We start from the raw sequence: 22,597 nt of genomic DNA, 5'->3' as shown, positions 1-22,597 counted from the left end.
CCCGAACAGAGAGCTCGGGCGCGTTAGTAGCCGTTAGAAGAGAAGTCTGGTTGGAACTGGCCATCAGGAAGCCGACCTACTTGGGTCGTAATATCGCCACAAGCGTGTAGTTGCAGCTCCCGCCAACCAGGCGAAGTGGTATCAAGGGCAAAATCATACGAGTTAGGCTTAAACTGAACACAAGTTGAGGGTGTTGCCATCACTCGAATGCCCTTGTGAAGCACATTCATATCTTGATGAACATGACCACAGAGAATGCCTTTCACGTTATCAAAACGCTCGACAACCTGCCAAAACGCTTCGGCATCTTTTAAAGTATGTTGATCAAGCCACGCGCTTCCCACCAGTAACGGGTGATGATGCAACAAAACAAGTGTGTGTCTTTCTGGGTGTTCGGCTAGCTTTTCTTCGAGTAGCGTTAATTGCTGATCGCTCAAGCGCCCATGAGGAACGCCAACCACTTGCGAGTCTAAAAGAATTAACTGCCAATGCTCGCCAAGCAACACATGCTCTGCGGCTTTGATTTGTGGCGAAGGCAAAACACTGCCCATATTAGGCTTGTAATCATGATTACCAGGTAGCCAAAAACAGTCTTTCTCTAGCGGTTCAATGCCGTTGGCAAAGCGCTGATAAGATTCTGCACTATGGTCTTGGGAAATATCGCCCGTCGCCAAGATGTAATCAAACGCCACGTTGCGGCGTAAAACATCAGCAACAACAGCATTGAAGCTATCGGCTGTTTTTACGCTTAGCAAACTTCCCTCATCGGCAGCAAACAGATGAGTATCCGTAATTTGTAAAAGTTTGATGCTGTCACTAGATGATTGCAAAATGAAAACCTGATTCGTCCACTATATCGTTATTTGTTATTTTCCTTTAGTGACGTGACGATCAATTGAAGGCAAGTGGTGTTCTACTGATACCACTTCGTAAACAAAACGTCAGCCATTCACCGAGGAATGTGTTTAATTGATGCTTTTCATCTTTCTGCATCAGTTGGTCATTGGGATAATCATACTTAGCTTTTATGCGAGAGAACTCTCCGCTTGAGCATACTTCGGCTACTCTCGCATCATGATAAAGCCTGACAGACATCGTCGGTAAAGGAAACACTGGCGTTTCATCACTCTGACATATCTCAACAACTGTGGTGTATTTTGTGATTTCATTCACGGTCAATTGGTAAACCATGTTCGCCGCTTGGTAGCAACGTACATCCCCAACTTCAGCAGAAGCAGGCAATAAGGCATTCAATTTAGCGTAGTTGGTCTCATACGTTCTCATAAGACCAGCTAAATCAACATGATATCTCTGTTTTTCAGCCAATTGTGCCATTACTCACTCTCCACCGTTTGGGATAGTCCCCATTCTGACTTTAACTCTTGATGGTGTAATTGCAGCCATTGCAACGCAATAATCGACGCACCATTTTCAAATTTTCCGTCCTTCACCCATTGATACGCCGTTTCACGACTCATGACATGAACTCGGATATCTTCATTCTCATAGTCTAAACCATGAATGCCGTGCGCTTTAGACGCATCCACTTCACCAACAAAGACGTCTAGCTTTTCCGAGCAACCACCAGCCGAAGGATAATAGGACGTAACAGGTACAACGCGCCCCACCTGAATCCCCGCTTCTTCGACAGCCTCTCGACGAATTACGGCTTCAGCAGATTCATCGCGGTCAATCATACCGGCGACAATTTCTAGCTGCCAAGGGTGTTCATGTTCCAACGCGCCAATACGAATCTGTTCAATGATTACGACCTGGTCCGTCTTTGGATCATAAGGAAGCATCGCTGCTGCGTGACCACGCTCGAACATTTCTCGTTCAACAACTCCACTCCAACCACCAGCAAATAGCCTATGCTGAAATCGGTATTTCACCATTTTGAAAAAACCTTCAAATAAGGTTTCTTTCGAGATGACTTTTACATCTCGCGAAGTAAAATCTTGTTGTTGTTTGTCACGCTGTTGCATTCAACACCTCTCTGAGTGAATCCTGTAGTTTACTCATTGTTATTCGCTTGCTCAAAGGACTTGGCTCAACTTTTTGTATAATAGTTACAAATTAATTTAAGTCTTTGCTAAAAATTTATTGCACAAGTGGATAATTACGTGTAAAAAAGTGCAAACTTTAGAGTAAATATCGTGCAAATTGAGTTAAACTACTGAGAATTAACCAATCTATGGACCGCGGGAATAGAAAATGAAAAAATTGCTTCCACTATTTATCAGTGCAGCGCTAGGTAGCATGAGTACGTCTGCGTTCGCAGACTCTTTGGCTGAAATCTACGACTTGGCAAAACAAAATGATCCACAATTGCTCAGTGTAGCAGCACAACGTGACCAAGCTTTCGAAGCAATCACCTCAAGCCGTAGTGCTCTATTACCACAGATCAACCTTACTGCGGGTTACAATTTAACTCGTGGTGATACTGAATACGATTCAAATCTAATTAGTGACGTATCAAACGATGGCAACGCGCTAACCGCTGGCGTTAGCTTTTCACAAGCACTTTACAACCGCGCATCTTGGATCTCTCTAGATACTGCTGAGAAAAGTGCTCGCCAAGCAGACGCAACTTACGCAGCGACGCAACAGGCACTGATTCTTCGCGTGTCACAAGCGTATTTTGAAGTTCTACGCGCACAAGATAATCTTGTTTTCGTACGTGCAGAAAAAGCCGCGGTTGGCCGTCAACTTGAGCAAACTAAACAACGTTTTGAAGTAGGTTTGTCTGCAATCACTGACGTGCATGACGCACAAGCTCAGTACGACCAAGTGCTAGCGGACGAAGTGTTGGCAGAAAACGCGCTAACTAATAGCTACGAGTCACTGCGTGAAATTACAGGCCAAGAGCACAAAGATCTCAACATTTTGGACACTGGCCGCTTCACTGCTAGCCCATCGACCGTACCTGCTGAATCGCTCATTGATGAAGCAAAAACCAAAAACCTGACCTTGCTATCTTCACGTATTCTTCAAGACATTGCGCGTGACAATATTTCACTAGCAAGCTCTGGCCACCTACCAACGCTCTCTCTAGACGGTGGTTACAACTACGGTGATACTTCTCATAGCTCTCGTGACAACACGACAGACAACTTCAATATTGGTGTGAACCTTGCAGTACCGCTATACACAGGTGGTAACGTAACCTCTCAAACCAAACAAGCTGAATACGCATACGTGGCAGCAAGCGAAGATCTTGAAGCACAGTACCGTAGCGTAGTCAAAGATGTTCGCGCACAAAACAACAACATTAACGCCTCTATCGGCGCATTACGTGCGTATGAGCAAGCGGTTATTTCTGCACGCTCTGCACTAGAAGCAACAGAAGCTGGCTTTGATGTAGGTACTCGTACTATCGTTGATGTACTGGACGCGACTCGTCGTCTATACGATGCGAACAAAAACCTATCGAACGCTCGTTACGACTACATTTTAAGTGTTCTTCAGCTACGCCAAGCAGTTGGTACGCTAAGCGAACAAGACATCTTGGACGTTGATGCAGGTTTGAAAGCGGCAAAATAACCGCGAACTGAATACTTCAGGTCTTAATAAATAAAAACGCCAGTTGAGTTATCAGCTGGCGTTTTTTATTACTTGTAGTTCAGAGCCTAAAAGTGTCTCTGAACTACAAATATCAAAAAGGCCGCACTTAGCGACCTTTATGAGCAAATAGCATTTCAATACTAACAAACAGCAGGCTTAGCCCTTACCGCCTTTGATTGCATTAATGATTTCACTGGTCGAGCAGCCATCTTCAAAGTTCAATACACGAACTTCACCACCCGCCGCAATGACTTCTTTACCACCAGCAATCTCTTCTGGTTTGTAGTCACCGCCTTTTACTAGCAAGCTTGGTAGAACTTCTGAGATCAAACGCTGCGGCGTATCTTCACTAAATGGTACAACCCAATCCACAGCACCCAAACCTGCCAACACCGCCATGCGGCGATCGGTTGGGTTTACCGGACGACCAGGGCCTTTAAGGCGTTTTACTGACTCATCGGTATTTACCGCAACGATTAAGCGATCGCCCAGTTCAGCAGCATGATTTAAGTAAGACACATGCCCAGCGTGTAGAATATCAAAGCAGCCATTTGTCATAACGACTTTCTCGCCACGAGCTCGTGCTTTTTTCACCGCTTCGATCAGTGCTTTTTCTGAAATCACACCGTAATCCGTGTCTTGGCTGCCATGTACCGCTTCTGCTAATTCAATCTCAGAAAGCGTTGACGTGCCTAGTTTACCAACCACAACACCTGCCGCTGCGTTTGCTAATGCACACGCTTCTTCAAATGATTTGCCTGCGGCAACAGACGCTGCCAATACAGAGATAACCGTGTCGCCCGCACCTGTCACGTCGTACACTTCTTTCGCTTGAGTTGGAAGGTGGAACGGTTCCTGGCCACGACGAATCAAGGTCATTCCGTTTTCGCTGCGTGTCACTAAAAGCGCTTCAAATTCAAACTCTTCAACCAAAGCCAGTGCTTTCTCTACTAGCTCTTGGTCAGATTTCACTTTACCTACAACGTCTTCGAACTCTTTCATGTTTGGCGTAAGAAGTGTTGCGCCACGGTAGCGTTCAAAATCAGCACCTTTCGGGTCAATGAAAACCGGAATATTTGCTGCGCGCGCTTTTTGAATGTATGCCTGAACATGCTCTAACGAACCTTTTGCGTAATCAGACATAATCACGGCTTTAACGTTTGGCAGTGCGGCATCCATTCGAGATAACACTGGCGCAGAATCTGTGTTTTCAAACTTGTCTTCGAAGTCGAGACGAATAAGCTGTTGTCCACGGCTCATTACGCGAAGCTTCGTAATCGTTGGGTAATCAGGCAGTGCAACGAAATCGCACTTCACATTGAGTGAGCTCAGCGTCTCCGTCAGCACTTTTGCAGGCTCATCTTCCCCAGTTAGACCAACAATGTGAGCATGACCACCTAGTGATGCGATGTTCATCGCAACGTTCGCAGCACCACCAGGACGCTCTTCATTGTTTTCTACTTTTACAACAGGAACCGGCGCTTCAGGAGAAATGCGCCCGGTTGGGCCATACCAGTAACGATCTAGCATGACATCACCGATGATGAGCACACCAGCGCTGTTGTAATCAGGTAGAATTGGTTTCATTGTTGGTCTCCAAAAATTAAATCGAAGTGAGTTTATCACAGCCCTTATCGAGGCTAAATATATGGTCTTAACTGAACCACTGATTCCAAGCCTGTTTTACCCACTCCCTTTCGGCAACAAACTTGTCTTCCACTACATCAGCGTCTAAATTGAGTAGATTTCGTCGGTGTATTTCGTTGCGCATTGTCGTGTAAGCACGTATCAACTGCATTGCTTGGTCTTCGTCCATGACATTTTGCGCAATGAGCGTTTCAAAGATGCGCACATTATCACACCAACGCGTCAATTTCGGCTTATCGTGACTATAGTTGAGCACTAGGTACTGAGCGAGAAATTCGATATCGGTAATCCCACCCACATCTTGCTTGAGCATAAAGCGGCCTGGCTTTTTCCCCCCAAGATGACCGCGCATTTTTTCTCTCATTTCGACAACGTCTTTTTTCAGTTCAGCTTGATCGCGTGCTTTGCACAGCACATCATGCCGCGTATTGTGAAATGCAATTGCCAGTGGTTCATCACCATAAATCATGCGCGCGCGGACAAGTGCTTGATGCTCCCATGTCCACGCGTCTTGATGTTGATAGTCGTCGAACGCGTCCGTTGGGCTAACCAACAAACCCGATGCACCGGACGGACGCAATCGGGTATCGACCTCGTATAAAATACCGGAAGCGGTGCGAGTGGAGAAAATATGAATGATACGCTGTGCTAAACGAAGGTAGAACTGACGACCATCAATCTCTTTTTTGCCGTCAGTGTAGACATTGACTGGGCAGTCATGCATGAAGACAATATCCAAATCGGAGTTATAGCCGAGCTCCCACCCTCCGACTTTACCATAACCAATTACAGCAAAGCCTTTGCCTTCACGATCTTTCACATGCGTTGGCTCGCCGTACTTTTCAGACACTTGCAACCAAGCCTGACTGATCACCGCATCAACGATAGCTTCCGCTAAATAAGTTAAATGGTCACTCACTTTCATCACTGGCAATGCGCCAGCAATATCTGCCGCTGCAATACGCAAAATACAAATTTGCTTAAACTGACGCAACGCTTCCATTTGCTGTTCCATATCATCTTCAGGAATACGCGCCAAATAATCACGCAGCTCTGTACGGTAACTGTCTAATGGAATGGGATTGTACAGCTGCGCAGGGTCGATTAACTCATCAAGCAAGATAGGATAACGAGACAGCTGCTCTGAAATCATTGGACTTGCGGTACACAAACGTACGAGCTGCACCAGAGCCGCTGGATGCTCATCCAATAATTCCAAGTAAGTCGTGCGAGTGCAGATGTTGTGTAGCAAGTGAAGTACACGAGATAAACCAAACTGTGCATCAGGATGGGCAAAGACCGCATCAAACACTTTCGGCATCAAACGATTGAGCACTTCGCGTCCACGTGGGCCTAACGTTTTTTTGGCCAGATCGGTTTTAAAGTTGATGATGGTTTTCGCGCATGAAGCAAAGTCTTCAATCTGAATATCCTGCTGCAAGATATGCTCAAGAACGTCTTGTTTGTCGGCCATATCCCATAGCTCATGAAAATGACGAGCAACAGTAGTCCCCTCGTCTTCTTCATCATCACCAATTAGTGATTCAAAAACTTGGTGAACATTTGCCATATGCTGCTGGGTTTGCTCAATTAATTGCTCCCAACAGCTCATTTTCATCGCAGTGGCGAGCTTTAAGCGTTCGGTTTCGCAATCAGGCAGCGTCTGGGTTTGCTTATCCGCCATTGCTTGCAACAAGTTTTCTAATTGACGCAAGTACTTGTATGCAGCTTCTAGATCGCTGACTTCTTTTGGAGTAAGCAATGCCAGTTCTTCAATGCCTTGCAGCGTTTCCAACAGCCCTCGATTACGCAAAGAAGGCTCTCGACCACCTCGAATCAATTGAAAAACTTGAGCGATAAATTCAATTTCTCGGATGCCACCCGCACCTAGCTTAATGTTGTTATTCAACCCTCGGCGGCGAACCTCGCTACTGATCATCGACTTCATTCGTCGCAAAGATTGAATCGCACTGAAATCAATATAACGACGAAAAACAAAAGGGCGCAGCATTTGGCGTAGCTCTTGATACTGCGGGTACATCTCACATCCCATCACCCGAGCTTTGATCATCGCGTAACGTTCCCAATCTCGCCCCTGTTCTTGGTAATAATCTTCAAGTGCGGCATAGCTCATTACCAAGGGGCCACTTTCTCCAAATGGGCGAAGTCGCATGTCGACGCGGTAGCAAAAACCATCGAAGGTTTGTTGGTCGAGCGCTTTGATGATGCGTTGACCAAGACGAGTAAAGAACTGGGCATTGGCAATGCTGCGGCGTGCACCTTGGGTTTCGCCATTCTCTGGATACGTGAAAATTAGATCAATATCGGAAGAAAAGTTTAACTCGCCACCACCCAGTTTCCCCATGCCGATAATTAACATCGGCTGCACTTCACCGTCCTCACTTGTTGGTGTGCCCCACTCCTGACAACACACTTGATATTGCCATTGATAAGTTTCAAAAATCATCGCTTCTGCCAACTCAGATAAGTGGCTTAAAGACGTCTCTAGCGACCATGCATGCGTGAAATCCTTCCACGCAATGTACACCATTTCTCGGTTGCGAAACTGACGCAACACGCGATGACCAGACATCTCATCAGGACATTGTTCCAACAGTTCAGCAAGACGTGAGCGGTAAGACTCCTGACGACTTGGCTGCGCTAACATACTTGGCAACTCACGGCCTAGGACTTCATCGCGATGAATGGCTTCGGTTATAAATTGGCTTAAGCCCGCCACATAACGAAATTGCTGCGCAACCTCATCGGGCCAAAGGGGAAAATAACCTGCGTCTTGGGCGTTTTGTACGGCAGATTCAGCGATAGAAATCAGTGGCGAAGGCAGCTGCATTTTTCTTCCTTGTTTGAAAAGCACGGTAACTCATTCTTTATACCAGACTGAAAGCAAATAAAAACGCCCACAAAAGGTTTGTGGGCGTTTTATCAAAAGTTCGGGATCGAATATTAAACTTGGAAAGATTTGATCTTCTTGTCTAGCTCACCTGCATTATTTTGCATCATTTCAGAGGTTTCTAGCAGCTCGGTAACAACAACAACTGAGGCTTCCACCAACTCACGTACATTGGTGAGGTTTTGGCTCATCTCTTCTGCAACACTGCTTTGCTGACCAGACGCCGTCGCGATCTGGAAGTTCATGTCATTGATTTGCGTCACTTGCCCAACAATACCATCGAGCTCAGATCCAGCATTAGAAACCAGCTCGTTTCCATCTGCCGCTTCCACAACGCTTTTTTCCATGAGTTCTACCGCAGATTTAGCACTGGTTTGCAGCTGTGCGATCATCTCTTGAATTTCTACCGTCGCTTGTTGTGTACGTTGGGCAAGGTTACGAACTTCATCTGCAACCACAGCAAAACCCCGCCCAGCCTCGCCAGCTCGCGCCGCTTCAATCGCCGCATTCAGTGCAAGCAGGTTGGTTTGTTCAGAAATGCCTTGAATCGTCCCTACAACGCTACCAATGGCTTCAACACGTTCTTCAACTTGGTTAACCGCTTGTGCCGATGAAGCGATATCCGACGAAAGTTCACTCATTTTCGCCATTGTACTTTGCAAGAACTGCTGACCAGAAATTGCTTGTGCGGAAGCTTGCTCTGTCAGAGAAGATGCCGTCTGGGCATGTTCCGCAACCGTTTGGACCGTCGACGACATTTCACTCATCGCCGTAGCAAGTTGATCAATTTCGTTAAACTCTTCTTGCGCCGATTCCTTCGTTTCCGACATGCTCAGTGTCATGACTTCGGTGAGCGTTGATAATTCATCAGACGCATTAATTTGCATTTGAATCACATCGTGCAATTGTCGACGTGTCTTTTCCAATTCACGTGCCACGTCTCCGTATTCATCTTTACAATCCATACCAAATGGAACAGAGAGGTTCTTGCTCGCCATCAGTTTGATCGCGTCGCTCAGATACTGTGTTTGACGCAACATCACTCTAGCCGCCGCTAATAAGAGCACGACAAAAACCACTATTAATAAGGCGGTTTGCCAAGCAACTTGCGTTAAGTATGCTTCATAATGCTGTTGGGCAACTTGCGCGTTTTGTGTCGCCGCTAAAAGTGAGTCGTAAAAAGTGTTTGCGTCCCACAGTTGTTTTGCCACGATCAGGACAGTACTGAAGACCATCAACATGACCATTTTAGGCACCAGTCGAATGTCGGATATGACCCTTTCCCATGGCTTAAATGCCAGCTTTTCCATTGTCAGTTCTCCACCGAGTCTTATATAGTCTTTATCTATAATCTTTATATTACTTATAGTTATGTTCGCGCTTTGCGTGGTTACGCGATTTATTTTGAGCTTCGTATGAAAAACAATGATATCAAAGACAGCACACGACCGATGGGCCTGTTGTCACTAATATTGTCTTTTATGGCACTATTTGTGATCTCTGGCTTGTTGTTTTTCCCGATCGATCACGAAACCCGTCAAGTTCTTATCGGTCTGGATTTCATAATCTGTAGTATTTTTCTACTACAGCTCACCATTGATTTGATCCGGTCCACAGATCGCTGGTTATTCCTTAAACGTCATTGGATAGATTTCGTGGCGAGTATCCCATTGATAGAGCCCCTGCGCTTTGCTCGTATTTTTCATATTATGCGAGTGGTATTAGTACTGCGTTCGTCAAAGTTCATTTTGCATCAGCTCAAAGAAAACCGCCGCGAAACCACGGTCGCCTCTATACTGCTATTGATGGTTATCCTCATAACACTCGGTTCTAGTGCAATGCTGTTTATCGAAGCGAAAAACCCAGAAGCGAATATTCGTACTGGCGCCGATGCTTTGTGGTGGGTATTTGTAACGATCTCAACGGTTGGTTACGGCGATCATTATCCAGTGACCTCCATAGGAAAGTTTTTGGCTGTCATCATCATTGTTTGCGGGGTGGGTATCTTTGGTATGATCTCGGGTCTTATCACCTCTATCCTTACTGCCCCAACGAAACAACAGACGCACAGTTCAATCAATAAAGAACGTATGCTCGAGCAGCTCCTAAGCCAACAAGCGCAAATACTAGAACGACTCGATTTCATGGAAAAAGAGCTACAACAACGTAAAACAGAGACAAAAAAATAGGACCATGCGGTCCTATTTTTTTGTCGTTACCACCAGAAAGATCATTCACGCCAATAAGGCTGAACTTCCACACTGATCGCTCGGGTTTGATCCATTGCATGCAAAATTGAGCGCTCTTGACGGTGTAACCAGCGTTCTAACTGCTCTTTTTCTGCGTCTTCCAGCATATCAACCAACGGGAGCAAGTGGTTCAGCATTAGCAGATCATCGATACCATGCACTAGATCCGCCCATGGTAAACGGAAGCTGTTACGCTCATCCGAGTTATACAAACTCGCGAAACCAATACCAGTATAGAGGTTACGCAATAAGCGATAACGCTGATCAACGTACTCTTGCGCCGTCAAATCGCGCTCTGCTGGGAAAGCTTCCATTAGCTCAGCCCAAGTGCGATCGAGCTGAGTAACTGAAAACGGCATGATGTTACTTGCCATTTTTTCACGTGCTTTTTCATCAAGAAATGGCTGCCAACCGCGCGCTAAGATCCAGCGGCTTAGATCCAGCAGTAACCCTGTGTAACGCGCGGAATTGAGCAACCCTAGCACTTCTTCACGGCTTGGCAACTCTTGTAACTGCTGAGTCAACTCAGATACTAAGAACTTACGCGCATCCAACTTACGCAGCACATTGCCTTTGTCATCTAAGAGCTCTTCAAGGTGTGCATGCTCATCCAACCAACTCAGTTCTTCTTCCAACCATTTAAGCTCTTGGCGCAGAATCGCGCTCGCGCGACGAGGGACAATCCCGCCAAAAATAGTCAATGTTTGACGAATGAAACGAATGGCATTACTGATTTCACGCAGTGCTTCCACGCTGTCACGCTCAGCATAAATTTGCTCGTGATAATGCCAATGAGACAAAGCGTGCTCTAAAGAGTTGATCAAGCAAAATTCAACGGTATCCGTCGGACTACTGTCCACAAGTGCCAATGATTTTACTTCATCACCCGCATAACCGCTTGCAAGTCGATAACCTTTCGCCGCTTTGCTCAAGTTACCCAAGCGCATACCGCCTTGCTCGCAAAAGCTGCGTGCCAGTGTGAATAAAGCTTCGGTTTGGCCTGACTTAAGTTCCAGTTCAACTTCGCAAATTGGCTCTTGCTTCTCTTCTTCGTCTTCACCTTTGGCTACAACTAAGCCTTGGTCAAAGGCAACTTCAATCTGACTGCCATCGGGCATGCCAATCAGCCATTGTTCACGTGTGAAGTTGGTCGAGAATAATGGCATAAGCTCGGATTGCAGCGTTTCTGCATCTTTACCTGGAGGCCAAATATCTAGAGGATGAAGCGACAGATTAGGCTCGTCGCTAGTGTGCTCAGCATTGTATTCTGGTCTTTGATGTAAGCCTGCGACGACGCGTCCTGCTGTCTTTACGGTTTGGACGAATACATCATCAAAACGGCGAATTCTTAAACCAATGTCGTGCTTTCTAAGCCATTTATCGGCAGTATCAAAATAGGTGTTACCCAAGTCACGACAACTATGCTGAAGTACTTTTGTCTCAGAAATTTTTTCTTTTAAAGTTTCTGAAAATTCAGGAGAAACAAAAAACTTCAGTTCTATTTCGGTTTCCATAGCTATACCTTTCAAAGCAGATAGAAACAGGATATTGCGTAATTTCTCACACGGCAAGAGAGAAATATCGCCGGAATGATGATCTAAAACAGTTTTAATGAGCGATTTAATGCGTTACCATGCGCGCCTTTATAGCCATCGTTCAACATTTCGCCAAGCACTCAGAAATGGTGTATGTTTTTTTAAGGTTATAGTTATTAGGTTGAATGACCATGCCAGTAAATACAATTATGGGGTTATTTGCAAAGTCCCCAATTAAGCCTTTGCAACGCCACGTTGTGTGTGTCAACGAATGTTGTTCACACTTGGTGAAATTCTTTGAAGTATCTTCAAAGGGTGATTGGGAAAAAGCAGCAGAAATCCGTGCACAAATTTCTCACTTAGAGAAAGAAGCGGATGTGCTGAAACGTGAAATCCGTCTAAAACTGCCTCGCGGTTTGTTCATGCCAGTCGACCGTACTGACATGCTTGAGCTTTTGACTCAACAGGACAAACTTGCAAACCTGGCAAAAGACATTGCTGGCCGTGTATATGGTCGTCAACTTGTCATCCCTGAGGCTCTCCAACCAAACTTCCTCGCTTACGTTCAACGTTGTCTTGATGCTGCCGATCAGGCGCAAAAGGTAATCAATGAACTTGATGAATTGCTAGAAACCGGCTTCAAAGGCCGTGAAGTGACGCTCGTCGCTGAAATGATTCATCAATTAGACGTTATCGAAGATGATACCGATGCCATGCAGATTGAACTTCGCCAGCAGTTGATGGTGATTGAAGCTGACATGAACCCTATCGATGTCATGTTCCTATACAAGATTCTTGAATGGGTAGGTGGTATTGCCGACCAAGCGCAGCGCGTAGGTGCTCGTTTGGAAGTCATGCTATCTCGATCTTAAAACATAAAGTTAACGACATAACGAAGAGCATAATTAACACGTGTCATAGGGACGATGACTATTTTCATCGTCTTATGGTTTGGCGCGCGTAAAATTTTGTTCCGCTTGTTATAAAACAACTAGGTATTACGATGGATATCCTTGCGAACTACGGCACTGTCCTGATTATTGTTGCAGCGATTTTTGGTTTCATGATGGCGATTGGTATTGGCGCGAACGACGTTGCTAATGCGATGGGTACATCTGTAGGTTCAAAAGCGCTAACTGTAAAACAAGCTATCATCATTGCGATGATCTTCGAATTTGCAGGTGCTTACCTTGCAGGCGGTGAAGTAACCGACACTATCCGTAAAGGTGTAATCGAAACTTCTTTATTTGCTAGTCAACCAGATGTTCTTGTCTACGGCATGATGTCTGCGCTTTTAGCAGCAGGTACATGGCTGCTTCTTGCTTCTTACATGGGCTGGCCAGTATCAACGACTCACTCAATCATCGGTGCAATCATTGGTTTTGCATGCGTATCAGTAGGTACTGAAGCGGTTGACTGGGGCAGCGTTCAAGGCATTGTTGGTAGCTGGATTATTACGCCAGTGATTTCAGGTTTCTTTGCTTACGTTATCTTTGTCAGCGCACAGCGCCTGATTTTTGATACTGAGAACCCTCTGTTTAACGCAAAACGTTTTGTACCTGTTTACATGTTCATCACAACAATGGTGATTGCACTTGTAACCATCAAAAAAGGTCTAAAACACGTTGGTCTTCACCTGACCAATGGTGAAGCCTGGATGTGGGCAGCAGCAGTTTCAGCACTTGTGATGATTGGCGGCTACGTATACATCCAGAAAAAATTCGCTAATCGCGAAGAAGACCGCAGCTTTTCTGGCGTGGAAGGTATCTTCAGCGTTCTGATGGTTATCACCGCTTGTGCGATGGCATTTGCACACGGTTCAAACGACGTTGCAAACGCCATTGGTCCACTGTCTGCTGTCGTATCGACTGTTGAACACATGGGCGAAATCAGCACGAAAAGCACCATCGCTTGGTGGATTCTACCTCTTGGTGGTATTGGTATCGTGGTCGGTCTTGCAACACTGGGTCACAAAGTAATGGCAACCGTTGGTACAGGCATCACTGAGCTAACGCCTAGCCGCGGTTTTGCAGCACAGCTAGCAACAGCATGTACAGTAGTTCTAGCGTCTGGTACAGGCCTGCCAATTTCAACCACTCAAACATTGGTTGGTGCGGTTCTCGGTGTTGGCTTTGCTCGTGGTATCGCAGCACTGAACCTAGGCGTAGTTCGTAACATCGTGGCATCATGGATCGTTACACTACCAGCAGGGGCGTTATTGGCCGTAGTATTCTTCTACGGACTTCAAGCGATGTTCGCTTAAGACACTCGTCAATAGAATGTAAGCGCTTTGTCATTATTGACTCAAACGCACAGAAAGGGAGGCTTTGCCTCCCTTCTTTGTTGCACCGAAGTTTGAAACTGCATACTATTCGTCTATTTCCGGCTCCAATCATTCGGTGCCAACGCTGTCTCCAAGAAAAATCGTTAAGGGATTTACTGTGAAAAAACTAATCATCACGGTTTTGTTTACTTTGCTAGCAGCGCCAGCGGCCCTAGCAGCAGACCGTTATATTTCTGATGACCTCTTCACTTTTATGCACTCAGGTCCAAATAACACCTACCGTATTATTGGTAGTGTTAACGCCGGTTCTAAAGTACAACTGATTAAAACCAACCGAGATACTGGCTACACGCAAGTTCGTGATGACCGTGGTCGCACTGGTTGGGTACAAAGCAAGTTTGTGACAAACCAAGAGAGCATGGCAATTCGCCTTCCTCGCATTGAGAAAGAGCTAGCCGAAGTAAAAGAGCAGCTTGCTAATGCTCGTCAAACTTCTGATGCAGAGAAAGCCGGTCTTGTTACCTCTCTCGAAACACGTAACCAACAAATTTCAGATCTAGAAAATAAATACTCTGAGATCAGCGATCAGCTTACTTCTGTTGAAACAGAAAACCGCGAGCTACGCGCAAAACTGGATACACAAAAAGATGACATGCTGCTTAAGTACTTCACTTATGGCGGCGGTGTTGCAGGTTTAGGTTTACTATTTGGTTTGATTCTTCCGCATGTCATGCCTCGTAGAAAGCGCTCTCCTGCGGGTTGGGCATAAACCCTTACGCTTTTAGCTTTAAAAAGAACGCAAAAGCCAGTCGATATTGACTGGCTTTTTAGTTTGCTTCGTTTGACAGAAGTGAGTACTACTCCCCCATTGAACTAGAGGCTCGACGACGATCCGTTGCGCCATAAAGCTTGCCATCTTTTAGCTCAATTGCATTCAAACCGCTTACCACTGGAATAACGTGTACTGGGTAGCCAAGCTCCATAAACTCAGGCACCAACATTTCTGCGAACGTTTTCTTTTCCACCAGCAAACCAGTCGGGTCATAAGACTTGGTGCGGTCTATCTTAGTGCCATACTGGATGTTTGGTAAGTCAATAGCCTCTTGCGCTGATAAATTCCAATCCAGCACCCCAACCACGGTTTTGAGTACATACCCCGGGATTTGTGAACTACCTGGTGACCCAACCACCAAACGCAAGTTATCATCACTGTCCATCACCATTAATGGCGTAATAGCCGAACGTGGACGCTTGCCCGCTTCAATTGAGTTTTGCGTAGGCTTGCCGTTAACCGTTGGCTGAGGTGAGAAGTTAGCCATCTGCGCGTTCAAGATAACGCCATCGACCATCACACCCGAGCCCATACCCGTTCCTACCGTGCTGGTCATAGCAATCGCATTACCTTCCCTATCAACGATAGAAATGTGCCCTGTATCTTTGCTCTCGAAGCCTTGATATTGCGCATACTGAGTTTGCGTTATCTGTCCTGCTTTTGGATCCTCTTTTGAAGTGCCATTATCGGGGATTAAATCACGTCTCTGATCTAGATAGGCTTTAGACAACAACTGTTCAACTGGCGCTTCCACATAATCTGGGTCTCCGGCATACGCAATACGATCGGCTTTTGCAATTCGCATCGCTTCAGTCATGAGACGCCAAGGTTCCACATCCGTTTTCGCCATATGGGCAATGTCATAGGGTGCGAGCAGTTCAAGACTCTGAGCGACCATCACACCGCCCGAAGCTGGGTAACCAAAAGAGACGATTTTATTCCCACGGTAGTCGCTCTCAATGATGTCACGCTGCTTCACTTGGTAATGTTTAAAATCTTCTAAAGACAACTTCTCGTGTTGGTCATCAATACGACTATTAACCGTCTCTACGATGTGCTGACCAAGCTCACCACCATAAAGGTAACTATCGCCTTGTTGCGCGATCTTCCTCAGCGTCTCAGCCATCTTAGGGTTCTTCATCAAGGTTCCCGTCGGCTTAATATCGTCCCCTTGCCAATACAAGGCTTTCACTTCCGGATCTTGCTCAAGTCGGCTTTGCTCTCTTACTACGATGTCGTAGGTGTAGCTGTTCATCGCGTACCCATTGCTCGCCAATGTAATCGCTGGCTTAATCAGCTCTGCCCATGGCAACTTGCCGTATTGTTCATGAGTGGTGTAAAGCAACCGCAACGTGCCCGGAACCGCAACAGAACGAGGGCCTAATATTTCGTTGCGACTGAGTACTTCCCCATTCTCAACAAACATTTCAGGGTTCGCGCTAGAGGGCGCTTCATCTCGACCATCAAGGGCCAGAAATTTTTTCTCGTCATGTTGATAAAACAGCGCGAAAGTCCCGCCGCCAATTCCGGTCATATCTGGCTCAACGACAGACATCACCATCTGCATCGCAACCATAGCATCAACAGCGTTACCGCCTTCTTTCAATATTGAGTAACCGGTACTGCTCACGTAAGGATTCGTCGCACTGACCATGAAATCTTGCCCGCGACTATCTGGTGTAACTGGGAATGGGTCTGGCTTTGCTGCATAGCTTGTCGATGCAACAATGCTTAAAGAAAAAATCAGAATACGCATGTGTCTCTGTTTAGACTCCTATTATGTGATGGGGTCTAACGTGGACCAAGTCATTACTCCGAAGTTCGTGAAGATGGTGTCTTTTTACACAACGCTGACTGGAATCGCGCTATCAATAGATGAATGATATTGGTGCTATTTAAACGACTGAGAAAAGCTATATTTTGCTTGTTTGAGTATCTAAAAATCATCACCAGAATAGATGCAAAAGATGCTCTGAAAAATAAAAAGCCAGCGATATAATTTCGCTGGCTTGATGTGTTTCTACAAGAGTTACCCTTTCCACTCATACAACGCTGGTATACGAATTTGCTCACCTTGGAACTCAACAATCACCGCTTGCGGTTGTATTTCTCTTAGAGTGACCTGATCATCAACGACATCCCCTTGATGATACTCAACATTGTTAATTTTCACCCAACGGCGATTTTCATCACTAGCGTACATATGGGTTTGCAAATTAAGCGCAGGTAGACGCCCTTGCCACTGGTGAGCGTTGCGCTCTAAATCGTTCACGCGTGCCGTTTGTGATGAAGAGTTGTCATCATCTCGGGATAAGGCATTTTCAACCTTCCTAGCTAAATCAGGAGATAATGAGGATAAATCCAGATCATCCAAAGACAACCCGAGGTCCTCTTCAGCAGCAGAAGTCGTTTGGGTTGATGCTGAGTTGCGTGTTTCATCTCTGCTTGGTGTATGGCTCGTGTATTCATCGGGGGTGGTAAATGTACCAAAATCACGCGATAGCTCTGCACTTGGCCACTCTCTTGGCAATTGGGCCAACTGGGTGTTCTCTGGATAGTCTAATACTTTGAAAGGTGATACCACTTCGACCTTTTCTATCGGGGACGTTGTATCTACTTCAACACTCGGTGCAAAGAGATCTAAGTACCAAGCGACTCCAATAGCAGAAGCAGTGATTGGCAGCAAGAACAGACCTATATGTTTCACAGCTGACATTATGCGTCCTCCTTCTCGATTCTCGCCAGTTGAGGCGCATCTGGCTGAACATTTTGCTGAAGTCGGTCTAGCGTTCGCTTACCTGCAATACCATCGACACCAATTCCTTGCCAGCGTTGAAATAACTCGACTCGCTCTTTCATCGCACCATCAAAAATAGACGTTTCAAGCAGTGGCTCACTCACCGCTTCTGCTAATAATCGGTCTAATACTTCAATCGCAGGGCCTTCCATGTCTAAACGTAATGTTTCATTCAGCGGAGCATGCCACAGTTCGATAATATTGCCCTGCCACAACGGCTTTAGCCATGAAATTGGCAGACGGAGACGCTGCTTACCATTGAGCACTTCAGCTTGGTCATTACCGACGGCATATAGAATGACATACCCAACATCACCTTGATAATTCAACTCCAAGATCACAGGGCGATTTTGTTGCATCAACAGCGGCCAAGTCGCCATTTTACGCTCACAACGCATAGTCGACTGCGGTTCTGACAAACAAAGGTTATCGCGAACCGATGCTTGATATCCCCACAAACGATACAAATCATTTACAGCGAGGTTCGACTGTTTTTGTGTTAACAATAAAGCACGCTGCTCATCCGTTAACTGTTGGCTGACGACGGTTGGTGTTGGCTCTACTCTTGGCTCCGTCACTTGTGTCAACACTGACGTCGCTTGAGCTGGCATATAATTCACGACCGCCCACCCCGTACTTAATGCAGCAATAAGGCCTACCGTGACAGAGCCCCAAGCAGGCCAACGGAAAGTCCGGCGCTCTTTTTTATCTTGCTGATAAATATCTGCCTGAAACTGCATCACCTCTTCACAGGCCTGCTGAACGGTTTGCTTATCCACAACCACATTACCCTGGTGATAACTAATGTTGAGGGATTTGTCACAGATAAGGTTGATGAGCCGCGGTATACCGTGACTGTATTTGGCTATAAGTTTACAAGAAGCACGATTAAACAGTTGCTGGTCGCCACCTGCTGTATGTAGTCGAAATGCGATGTAATCTTCTGTCTCTTTTTCATCCAACGGCAACAGGTGATAACGCCCGGTAATACGCTGGGCAAGTTGGCGTAGTTGTGTTGTTTGTAATAACCGCTGCAATTCAGGCTGCCCGACCAACAACACTTTGAGCAGTTTTCTGGTATCGGTTTCCAAGTTAGTCAACAAGCGCAACTGCTCTAAAACGTCGGCAGCAAGGTGTTGAGCCTCATCAATGACCAGCAATGTCTGCCAGCCTGAACGATAATTACGCAGCAAATATTGATGGATAACCTGGTTTAGCTGTTTGAGGTTTGCGTCTGGCGGATAGGTGATTTTGAACTCATCACAAATGGCCTCGAGCAAGTCTCTACTCGAAAACGTGGGATTGAGAATAAGACCCGCTTTGGTGTTATCACCCAAATTCGCCAGCATCGCTTTTGCGACGGTCGTTTTGCCTGTACCTACTTCGCCAGTAAGCATAGCAAAGCCACCGCCATCGCCTAGCCCAGCTTGGAGATGTGTGATTGCCTCTTTGTGACGTTGGCTTAAATACAAATAACGTGAGTTTGGAACAATCGAAAATGGTTGTTCGACAAACCCAAAAAAGTCCTTATACATTAGGCTCTCCAGCTAAAAAACCACCTGAGAATAGTCAGATATAATATAAACATAGCCGCATCTACTCTCGGGAGTAAAGAAAAGTACCATTGCTTGCTACAATGTCCAACGGCATATCCATAAATTAAGAGGTAATTCGTGCAAGTTTATTTAGTAGGTGGCGCAGTTCGAGATAAATTGCTCGGAATTGATAGTTATGACAACGATTGGGTGGTCGTAGGCGCGACGCCCGAGATGATGCTGTCCCAAGGATACACCGCCGTTGGTAAAGACTTTCCTGTATTTCTGCATCCCAAAAGTAAAGAAGAATATGCCCTTGCACGAACAGAGAGAAAGTCAGGTTCTGGTTACACTGGTTTTGAATGTTTCTTCGATCAAAACGTCACCTTAGAAGAAGATTTGATACGTCGTGATTTAACCATTAACGCGATGGCAATGGAGAGTGATGGCACGATCCATGACCCATATGGTGGCCAGCAAGATCTCAACGATAAACTGCTACGCCATGTATCAGACGCCTTTATTGAAGACCCTCTACGCGTTTTACGTGTCGCTCGCTTCGCAGCGAAGCTTGCTGATCTAAACTTTACGGTTGCCGACGAAACCATGCGGTTAATGCGTCACATGGCAGAGTCCGGAGAGCTGAGCACACTGACTCCCGAGCGTGTTTGGCAAGAATGGCATAAATCTCTCTCTACTCCTCGCCCTGATATTTTCTTATCGGTTCTACGAGACTGTGGTGCATTAACCGTGGTGCTACCTGAAATTGATGCACTATTTGGCGTACCTCAACCTGAGAAGTGGCATCCAGAAATCGATACTGGCATCCATACTTTGATGGTGGCAGAGCAAGCCGCAAAATTGAGTAACTCACTCCCCGTCAGGTTTGCCGCCCAAGTGCATGACTTGGGTAAGGGCGTGACGCCAGAGAGCGAATGGCCAAGCCACAAAATGCATTGCCATACAGGATTAAAACTGATCAAAAAGCTGTGCGAACGTGTCCGGGTACCAAATGAGTTTCGTGATTTAGCCTTGATGGTGTGCGAACAGCACTCCAATATTCATCGCGCGGCTGAACTTAAACCACAAACCATAATTAAAATACTCAATAAGCTTGATGGGTGGCGTAAGTCCGAACGTCTGCAAGATATCTTGCTTTGCTGCCAAGCGGATCACGCTGGTCGTAAAGGACTGGAAACGCAACCATATCCACAGGCGGATATTTTTAGGCAAGCCTACCAAGCAGCAGCGGCAGTTGACGTTCAAACCATAATCAAAGAGGGCTTTAAAGGCCCTGCGATTCGTGACGAGCAAGAAAAGCGACGTATTGAAGCAGTGAAAGCAGTACTTAAGAAGTAACGAACAAACAAAAACGCCCGCGGATTTCGCGGGCGTTTTTCGTTAGCATCAATTATGCACTTAATAGAAAAGCGAACAAACCGACGCCCAAAATGAGACGGTAAATCACAAACGGTGTCATGCCCATGCGTGAAATCATCTTCAAGAAGAAGTGGATACAGATGTACGCACTGATAAACGATGTGATAATGCCAGTAAGTAAGAAACCAACATGGACAGGTTCACCACTGGTCACTAACTTCATGCCTAAGTAGCTACCAGCTAATGTAATGATTGGGATCGACATTAAAAACGAAAATCGGGCAGCCGCTTCTCGAGTAAAGCCAAGGTAAAGCGCTGCTGTGATGGTCGCCCCTGAACGTGAAGTTCCAGGAATCATCGCTAAGGCTTGAGCAATACCGATAAATACAGCTTTCTTCCAACCCGTTTGGTATTCATCGGCAACGAGTTTAGCGTTTTTGTCTACCCACCATAGCAACAAGCCAAATACGATCGTGGTAGTCGCGATGACGTAAGCGCTACGTAGATACACTTCAATGATGTCTTTCATCAATAGACCGAACACACAAGCTGGAATCGTCGCAATCACGATCATCCAAGCCAATTTAGCTTCTTTACTGCGATCTCCTTTAAAGATCGAAGCAAATAACGCTTGAAACAAAGTGATTACTTCATGACGAAAATAGATCACGACAGCCATTAATGTACCGACGTGAACAGCAACATCAAAGGCCAGACCTTGGTCTTCCCATCCTAAAATAGCGGAAGGCAGGATCAAATGGGCAGAGCTTGAGATAGGCAAAAACTCTGTCAGCCCCTGAATCAGAGCCAAAATAAAGGCTTCAAAATAACTCATGTAAACAACTCAAATTAAAAATGAAAGGAAACGGGTTTGAGCGAATCGACTGGCTGCATAGCATGCCAAATGTCTGCGACTGTGCGTCCATCACCTGGGATCACTAATTGCGGTTCGAGATCATACAGCGGCTTTGTGACAAAAGGATATTTGTAGATATCACTGCGAGGTAGCTCAGGTTTTTTCTTGGAGACGCGCTCACCGAACAACACTATATCGAGATCCAGTGTTCGATCCTGATACTTTTGCGCGTTTTCTTCGCGTCCCCACTTAAATTCAATCTCGCGTAGTTGATGGCTCAACTCTTCTAATGACAACTCGGTACGCATTGCAACGACAAAGTTGTAGAAATTCTTGCTGCTAAAACCAATAGGTTCACATTCATATATCGGTGATACGAGGAGATTTTCTCCAAGCCGTTGCAGCTCCTGATACGCAGCAAGCACATGTTGCTCTCTTTCTACGTTCGTCCCAACACCGATATAGGTGGTGATCATGCTCGGCCTCGCTCAATCACCACACCAACAGCACGTGCTTGTGGCACGGCGCCAGGTTTCGCTAGGCGGATTTTCACCCAAGGCACAGAGAAACGCTGCATGATAAGCTCTGCTACTTCTTCAGCCACGCGCTCGACCAATAAGAAACGACCATTTTCAATGTGGTTAAGTACCGCCTCACTCACCTGCGAATAATCCAGTGCATCTTGCACATCATCACTTTTGCCCGCAGGTTTATTATCGTGTGCCATTTCAATATCTAGAACCAACTTTTGTTTGATTTGTTGTTCCCAGTCGTACACGCCAATGGTGGTGATTACTTCCAACTGTTCAATAAAAACTTTATCCAGAGCCATCTTATGTCCTTCTATTACAGAGGTCGGATACCCGTGAGGGGTAATTTGATCGTAGTATTCTATACCTAAGTAACATTTACTTTGGTCATCACAATGTTACTTAGGTATAAACTGCGAAAGCATCTTTATATACAAGAAATCACATAATGCAAGCTCTATCACAGTGAGGATTTCT

General features: G+C 45.8%; 19 protein-coding genes. 6 read left to right on the top strand and 13 right to left on the bottom strand.

The features are described from left to right. Window positions 1-23 precede the first annotated feature (23 nt). From cpdA to nudF, 3 genes are all read right to left on the bottom strand, one after another. Window positions 24-830 carry a 3',5'-cyclic-AMP phosphodiesterase gene (cpdA, locus tag R7E42_RS20200; RefSeq protein WP_318072948.1) on the bottom strand — a complete coding sequence of 269 codons (807 nt, stop codon included), beginning with the start codon at window positions 828-830 and terminating at the stop codon, window positions 24-26. A gap of 61 nt (window positions 831-891) precedes the next feature. Then, window positions 892-1,335: a DUF1249 family protein gene (locus R7E42_RS20195; protein ID WP_005379879.1), complete on the bottom strand. Its 444-nt coding sequence runs from the start codon at window positions 1,333-1,335 to the stop codon at window positions 892-894. After that, window positions 1,335-1,985, bottom strand: a complete 651-nt coding sequence (gene nudF, locus R7E42_RS20190; protein WP_017633602.1) for an ADP-ribose diphosphatase — start codon at window positions 1,983-1,985, stop codon at window positions 1,335-1,337. Before nudF ends, R7E42_RS20195 begins: the two co-directional genes overlap by 1 nt. Before the next feature lie 229 nt (window positions 1,986-2,214). On the opposite strand from nudF, the gene tolC reads away from it, so the two are divergent. Continuing rightward, window positions 2,215-3,543, top strand: a complete 1,329-nt coding sequence (gene tolC, locus R7E42_RS20185; RefSeq protein ID WP_005379884.1) for an outer membrane channel protein TolC — start codon at window positions 2,215-2,217, stop codon at window positions 3,541-3,543. A 177-nt stretch (window positions 3,544-3,720) separates the two neighbouring features. Here the strand turns inward: tolC and hldE are convergent, their stop codons facing one another. The 3 genes from hldE to R7E42_RS20170 all read right to left on the bottom strand — a co-directional run bounded on the left by hldE (window position 3,721) and on the right by R7E42_RS20170 (window position 9,432). Then, window positions 3,721-5,151: a bifunctional D-glycero-beta-D-manno-heptose-7-phosphate kinase/D-glycero-beta-D-manno-heptose 1-phosphate adenylyltransferase HldE gene (hldE, locus tag R7E42_RS20180; RefSeq protein WP_017633601.1), complete on the bottom strand. Its 1,431-nt coding sequence runs from the start codon at window positions 5,149-5,151 to the stop codon at window positions 3,721-3,723. A gap of 67 nt (window positions 5,152-5,218) precedes the next feature. Beyond that, window positions 5,219-8,062 (bottom strand): bifunctional [glutamate--ammonia ligase]-adenylyl-L-tyrosine phosphorylase/[glutamate--ammonia-ligase] adenylyltransferase, encoded by a 2,844-nt coding sequence (gene glnE, locus R7E42_RS20175; protein WP_318072947.1) that lies wholly within the window; start codon window positions 8,060-8,062, stop codon window positions 5,219-5,221. 113 nt (window positions 8,063-8,175) lie between these two features. Continuing rightward, entirely contained in the window at window positions 8,176-9,432 is a 1,257-nt protein-coding gene (locus R7E42_RS20170; RefSeq protein ID WP_318072946.1) for a methyl-accepting chemotaxis protein, read from the bottom strand. A gap of 105 nt (window positions 9,433-9,537) precedes the next feature. Here R7E42_RS20170 and R7E42_RS20165 point away from each other — a divergent pair, with 105 nt between their 5' ends. Further along, window positions 9,538-10,311, top strand: coding sequence for a potassium channel family protein (locus R7E42_RS20165; protein WP_005387432.1), 774 nt, complete (start codon window positions 9,538-9,540; stop codon window positions 10,309-10,311). Window positions 10,312-10,352: 41 nt separating this feature from the next. On the opposite strand, the gene R7E42_RS20160 is transcribed toward R7E42_RS20165, so the two are convergent. Further along, complete coding sequence (locus tag R7E42_RS20160; RefSeq protein ID WP_005379894.1) at window positions 10,353-11,885, bottom strand: inorganic triphosphatase; 1,533 nt, start codon at window positions 11,883-11,885, stop codon at window positions 10,353-10,355. A 212-nt stretch (window positions 11,886-12,097) separates the two neighbouring features. On the opposite strand from R7E42_RS20160, the gene R7E42_RS20155 reads away from it, so the two are divergent. The 3 genes from R7E42_RS20155 to R7E42_RS20145 all read left to right on the top strand — a co-directional run bounded on the left by R7E42_RS20155 (window position 12,098) and on the right by R7E42_RS20145 (window position 14,959). Then, window positions 12,098-12,778, top strand: coding sequence for a TIGR00153 family protein (locus tag R7E42_RS20155; RefSeq protein ID WP_005379896.1), 681 nt, complete (start codon window positions 12,098-12,100; stop codon window positions 12,776-12,778). A gap of 131 nt (window positions 12,779-12,909) precedes the next feature. Then, window positions 12,910-14,169, top strand: coding sequence for an inorganic phosphate transporter (locus tag R7E42_RS20150; RefSeq protein WP_005379898.1), 1,260 nt, complete (start codon window positions 12,910-12,912; stop codon window positions 14,167-14,169). Between the two features lie 178 nt (window positions 14,170-14,347). Beyond that, on the top strand, window positions 14,348-14,959 hold the full coding sequence (locus R7E42_RS20145) for a TIGR04211 family SH3 domain-containing protein (RefSeq protein WP_005379900.1): 612 nt from the start codon (window positions 14,348-14,350) through the stop codon (window positions 14,957-14,959). A gap of 88 nt (window positions 14,960-15,047) precedes the next feature. Here the strand turns inward: R7E42_RS20145 and ggt are convergent, their stop codons facing one another. From ggt to R7E42_RS20130, 3 genes are all read right to left on the bottom strand, one after another. Next, complete coding sequence (gene ggt / locus R7E42_RS20140; protein WP_318072945.1) at window positions 15,048-16,778, bottom strand: gamma-glutamyltransferase; 1,731 nt, start codon at window positions 16,776-16,778, stop codon at window positions 15,048-15,050. Window positions 16,779-17,051: 273 nt separating this feature from the next. Further along, window positions 17,052-17,738, bottom strand: a complete 687-nt coding sequence (locus R7E42_RS20135) for a general secretion pathway protein GspB (RefSeq protein WP_005387437.1) — start codon at window positions 17,736-17,738, stop codon at window positions 17,052-17,054. Further along, the gene (locus tag R7E42_RS20130) at window positions 17,738-19,354 is read right to left on the bottom strand and encodes an ExeA family protein (protein ID WP_017820254.1); all 1,617 of its coding nucleotides are present in this window, start codon (window positions 19,352-19,354) and stop codon (window positions 17,738-17,740) included. Before R7E42_RS20130 ends, R7E42_RS20135 begins: the two co-directional genes overlap by 1 nt. A gap of 138 nt (window positions 19,355-19,492) precedes the next feature. Between R7E42_RS20130 and R7E42_RS20125 the strand changes: the two genes are divergently transcribed. Continuing rightward, complete coding sequence (locus R7E42_RS20125; protein WP_064353610.1) at window positions 19,493-20,713, top strand: multifunctional CCA addition/repair protein; 1,221 nt, start codon at window positions 19,493-19,495, stop codon at window positions 20,711-20,713. Between the two features lie 52 nt (window positions 20,714-20,765). Here R7E42_RS20125 and R7E42_RS20120 read toward each other — a convergent pair whose 3' ends face one another. Genes R7E42_RS20120 through folB form a run of 3 tightly spaced genes read right to left on the bottom strand, consistent with a single transcriptional unit; the run spans window position 20,766 to window position 22,422 of the window. Then, window positions 20,766-21,569 carry an undecaprenyl-diphosphate phosphatase gene (locus R7E42_RS20120; RefSeq protein WP_017636143.1) on the bottom strand — a complete coding sequence of 268 codons (804 nt, stop codon included), beginning with the start codon at window positions 21,567-21,569 and terminating at the stop codon, window positions 20,766-20,768. A 14-nt stretch (window positions 21,570-21,583) separates the two neighbouring features. Beyond that, on the bottom strand, window positions 21,584-22,066 hold the full coding sequence (gene folK, locus R7E42_RS20115; RefSeq protein ID WP_005387457.1) for a 2-amino-4-hydroxy-6-hydroxymethyldihydropteridine diphosphokinase: 483 nt from the start codon (window positions 22,064-22,066) through the stop codon (window positions 21,584-21,586). Continuing rightward, window positions 22,063-22,422: a bifunctional dihydroneopterin aldolase/7,8-dihydroneopterin epimerase gene (gene folB / locus R7E42_RS20110; protein WP_005387458.1), complete on the bottom strand. Its 360-nt coding sequence runs from the start codon at window positions 22,420-22,422 to the stop codon at window positions 22,063-22,065. Before folB ends, folK begins: the two co-directional genes overlap by 4 nt. Between the last annotated feature and the right edge of the window lie 175 nt (window positions 22,423-22,597).

It is taken from the genome of Vibrio sp. Vb1337, from assembly GCF_033338715.1.
In the GTDB taxonomy this organism is placed as follows: Bacteria; Pseudomonadota; Gammaproteobacteria; order Enterobacterales; family Vibrionaceae; genus Vibrio; species Vibrio alginolyticus.
Note: the sequence above shows the minus strand (reverse complement) of the source record. Positions and strands in the feature narration are given on the sequence as shown.

Coding starts and splice junctions, on each gene's coding strand:
- R7E42_RS20195 (WP_005379879.1), bottom strand. CDS start 1,335: ATGGCACAATTGGCTGAAAAACAGAGATATCATGTTGATTTAGCTGGT.
- nudF (WP_017633602.1), bottom strand. CDS start 1,985: ATGCAACAGCGTGACAAACAACAACAAGATTTTACTTCGCGAGATGTA.
- tolC (WP_005379884.1), top strand. CDS start 2,215: ATGAAAAAATTGCTTCCACTATTTATCAGTGCAGCGCTAGGTAGCATG.
- hldE (WP_017633601.1), bottom strand. CDS start 5,151: ATGAAACCAATTCTACCTGATTACAACAGCGCTGGTGTGCTCATCATC.
- glnE (WP_318072947.1), bottom strand. CDS start 8,062: ATGCAGCTGCCTTCGCCACTGATTTCTATCGCTGAATCTGCCGTACAA.
- R7E42_RS20170 (WP_318072946.1), bottom strand. CDS start 9,432: ATGGAAAAGCTGGCATTTAAGCCATGGGAAAGGGTCATATCCGACATT.
- R7E42_RS20165 (WP_005387432.1), top strand. CDS start 9,538: ATGAAAAACAATGATATCAAAGACAGCACACGACCGATGGGCCTGTTG.
- R7E42_RS20160 (WP_005379894.1), bottom strand. CDS start 11,885: ATGGAAACCGAAATAGAACTGAAGTTTTTTGTTTCTCCTGAATTTTCA.
- R7E42_RS20155 (WP_005379896.1), top strand. CDS start 12,098: ATGCCAGTAAATACAATTATGGGGTTATTTGCAAAGTCCCCAATTAAG.
- R7E42_RS20150 (WP_005379898.1), top strand. CDS start 12,910: ATGGATATCCTTGCGAACTACGGCACTGTCCTGATTATTGTTGCAGCG.
- ggt (WP_318072945.1), bottom strand. CDS start 16,778: ATGCGTATTCTGATTTTTTCTTTAAGCATTGTTGCATCGACAAGCTAT.
- R7E42_RS20135 (WP_005387437.1), bottom strand. CDS start 17,738: ATGTCAGCTGTGAAACATATAGGTCTGTTCTTGCTGCCAATCACTGCT.
- R7E42_RS20130 (WP_017820254.1), bottom strand. CDS start 19,354: ATGTATAAGGACTTTTTTGGGTTTGTCGAACAACCATTTTCGATTGTT.
- R7E42_RS20120 (WP_017636143.1), bottom strand. CDS start 21,569: ATGAGTTATTTTGAAGCCTTTATTTTGGCTCTGATTCAGGGGCTGACA.
- folK (WP_005387457.1), bottom strand. CDS start 22,066: ATGATCACCACCTATATCGGTGTTGGGACGAACGTAGAAAGAGAGCAA.
- folB (WP_005387458.1), bottom strand. CDS start 22,422: ATGGCTCTGGATAAAGTTTTTATTGAACAGTTGGAAGTAATCACCACC.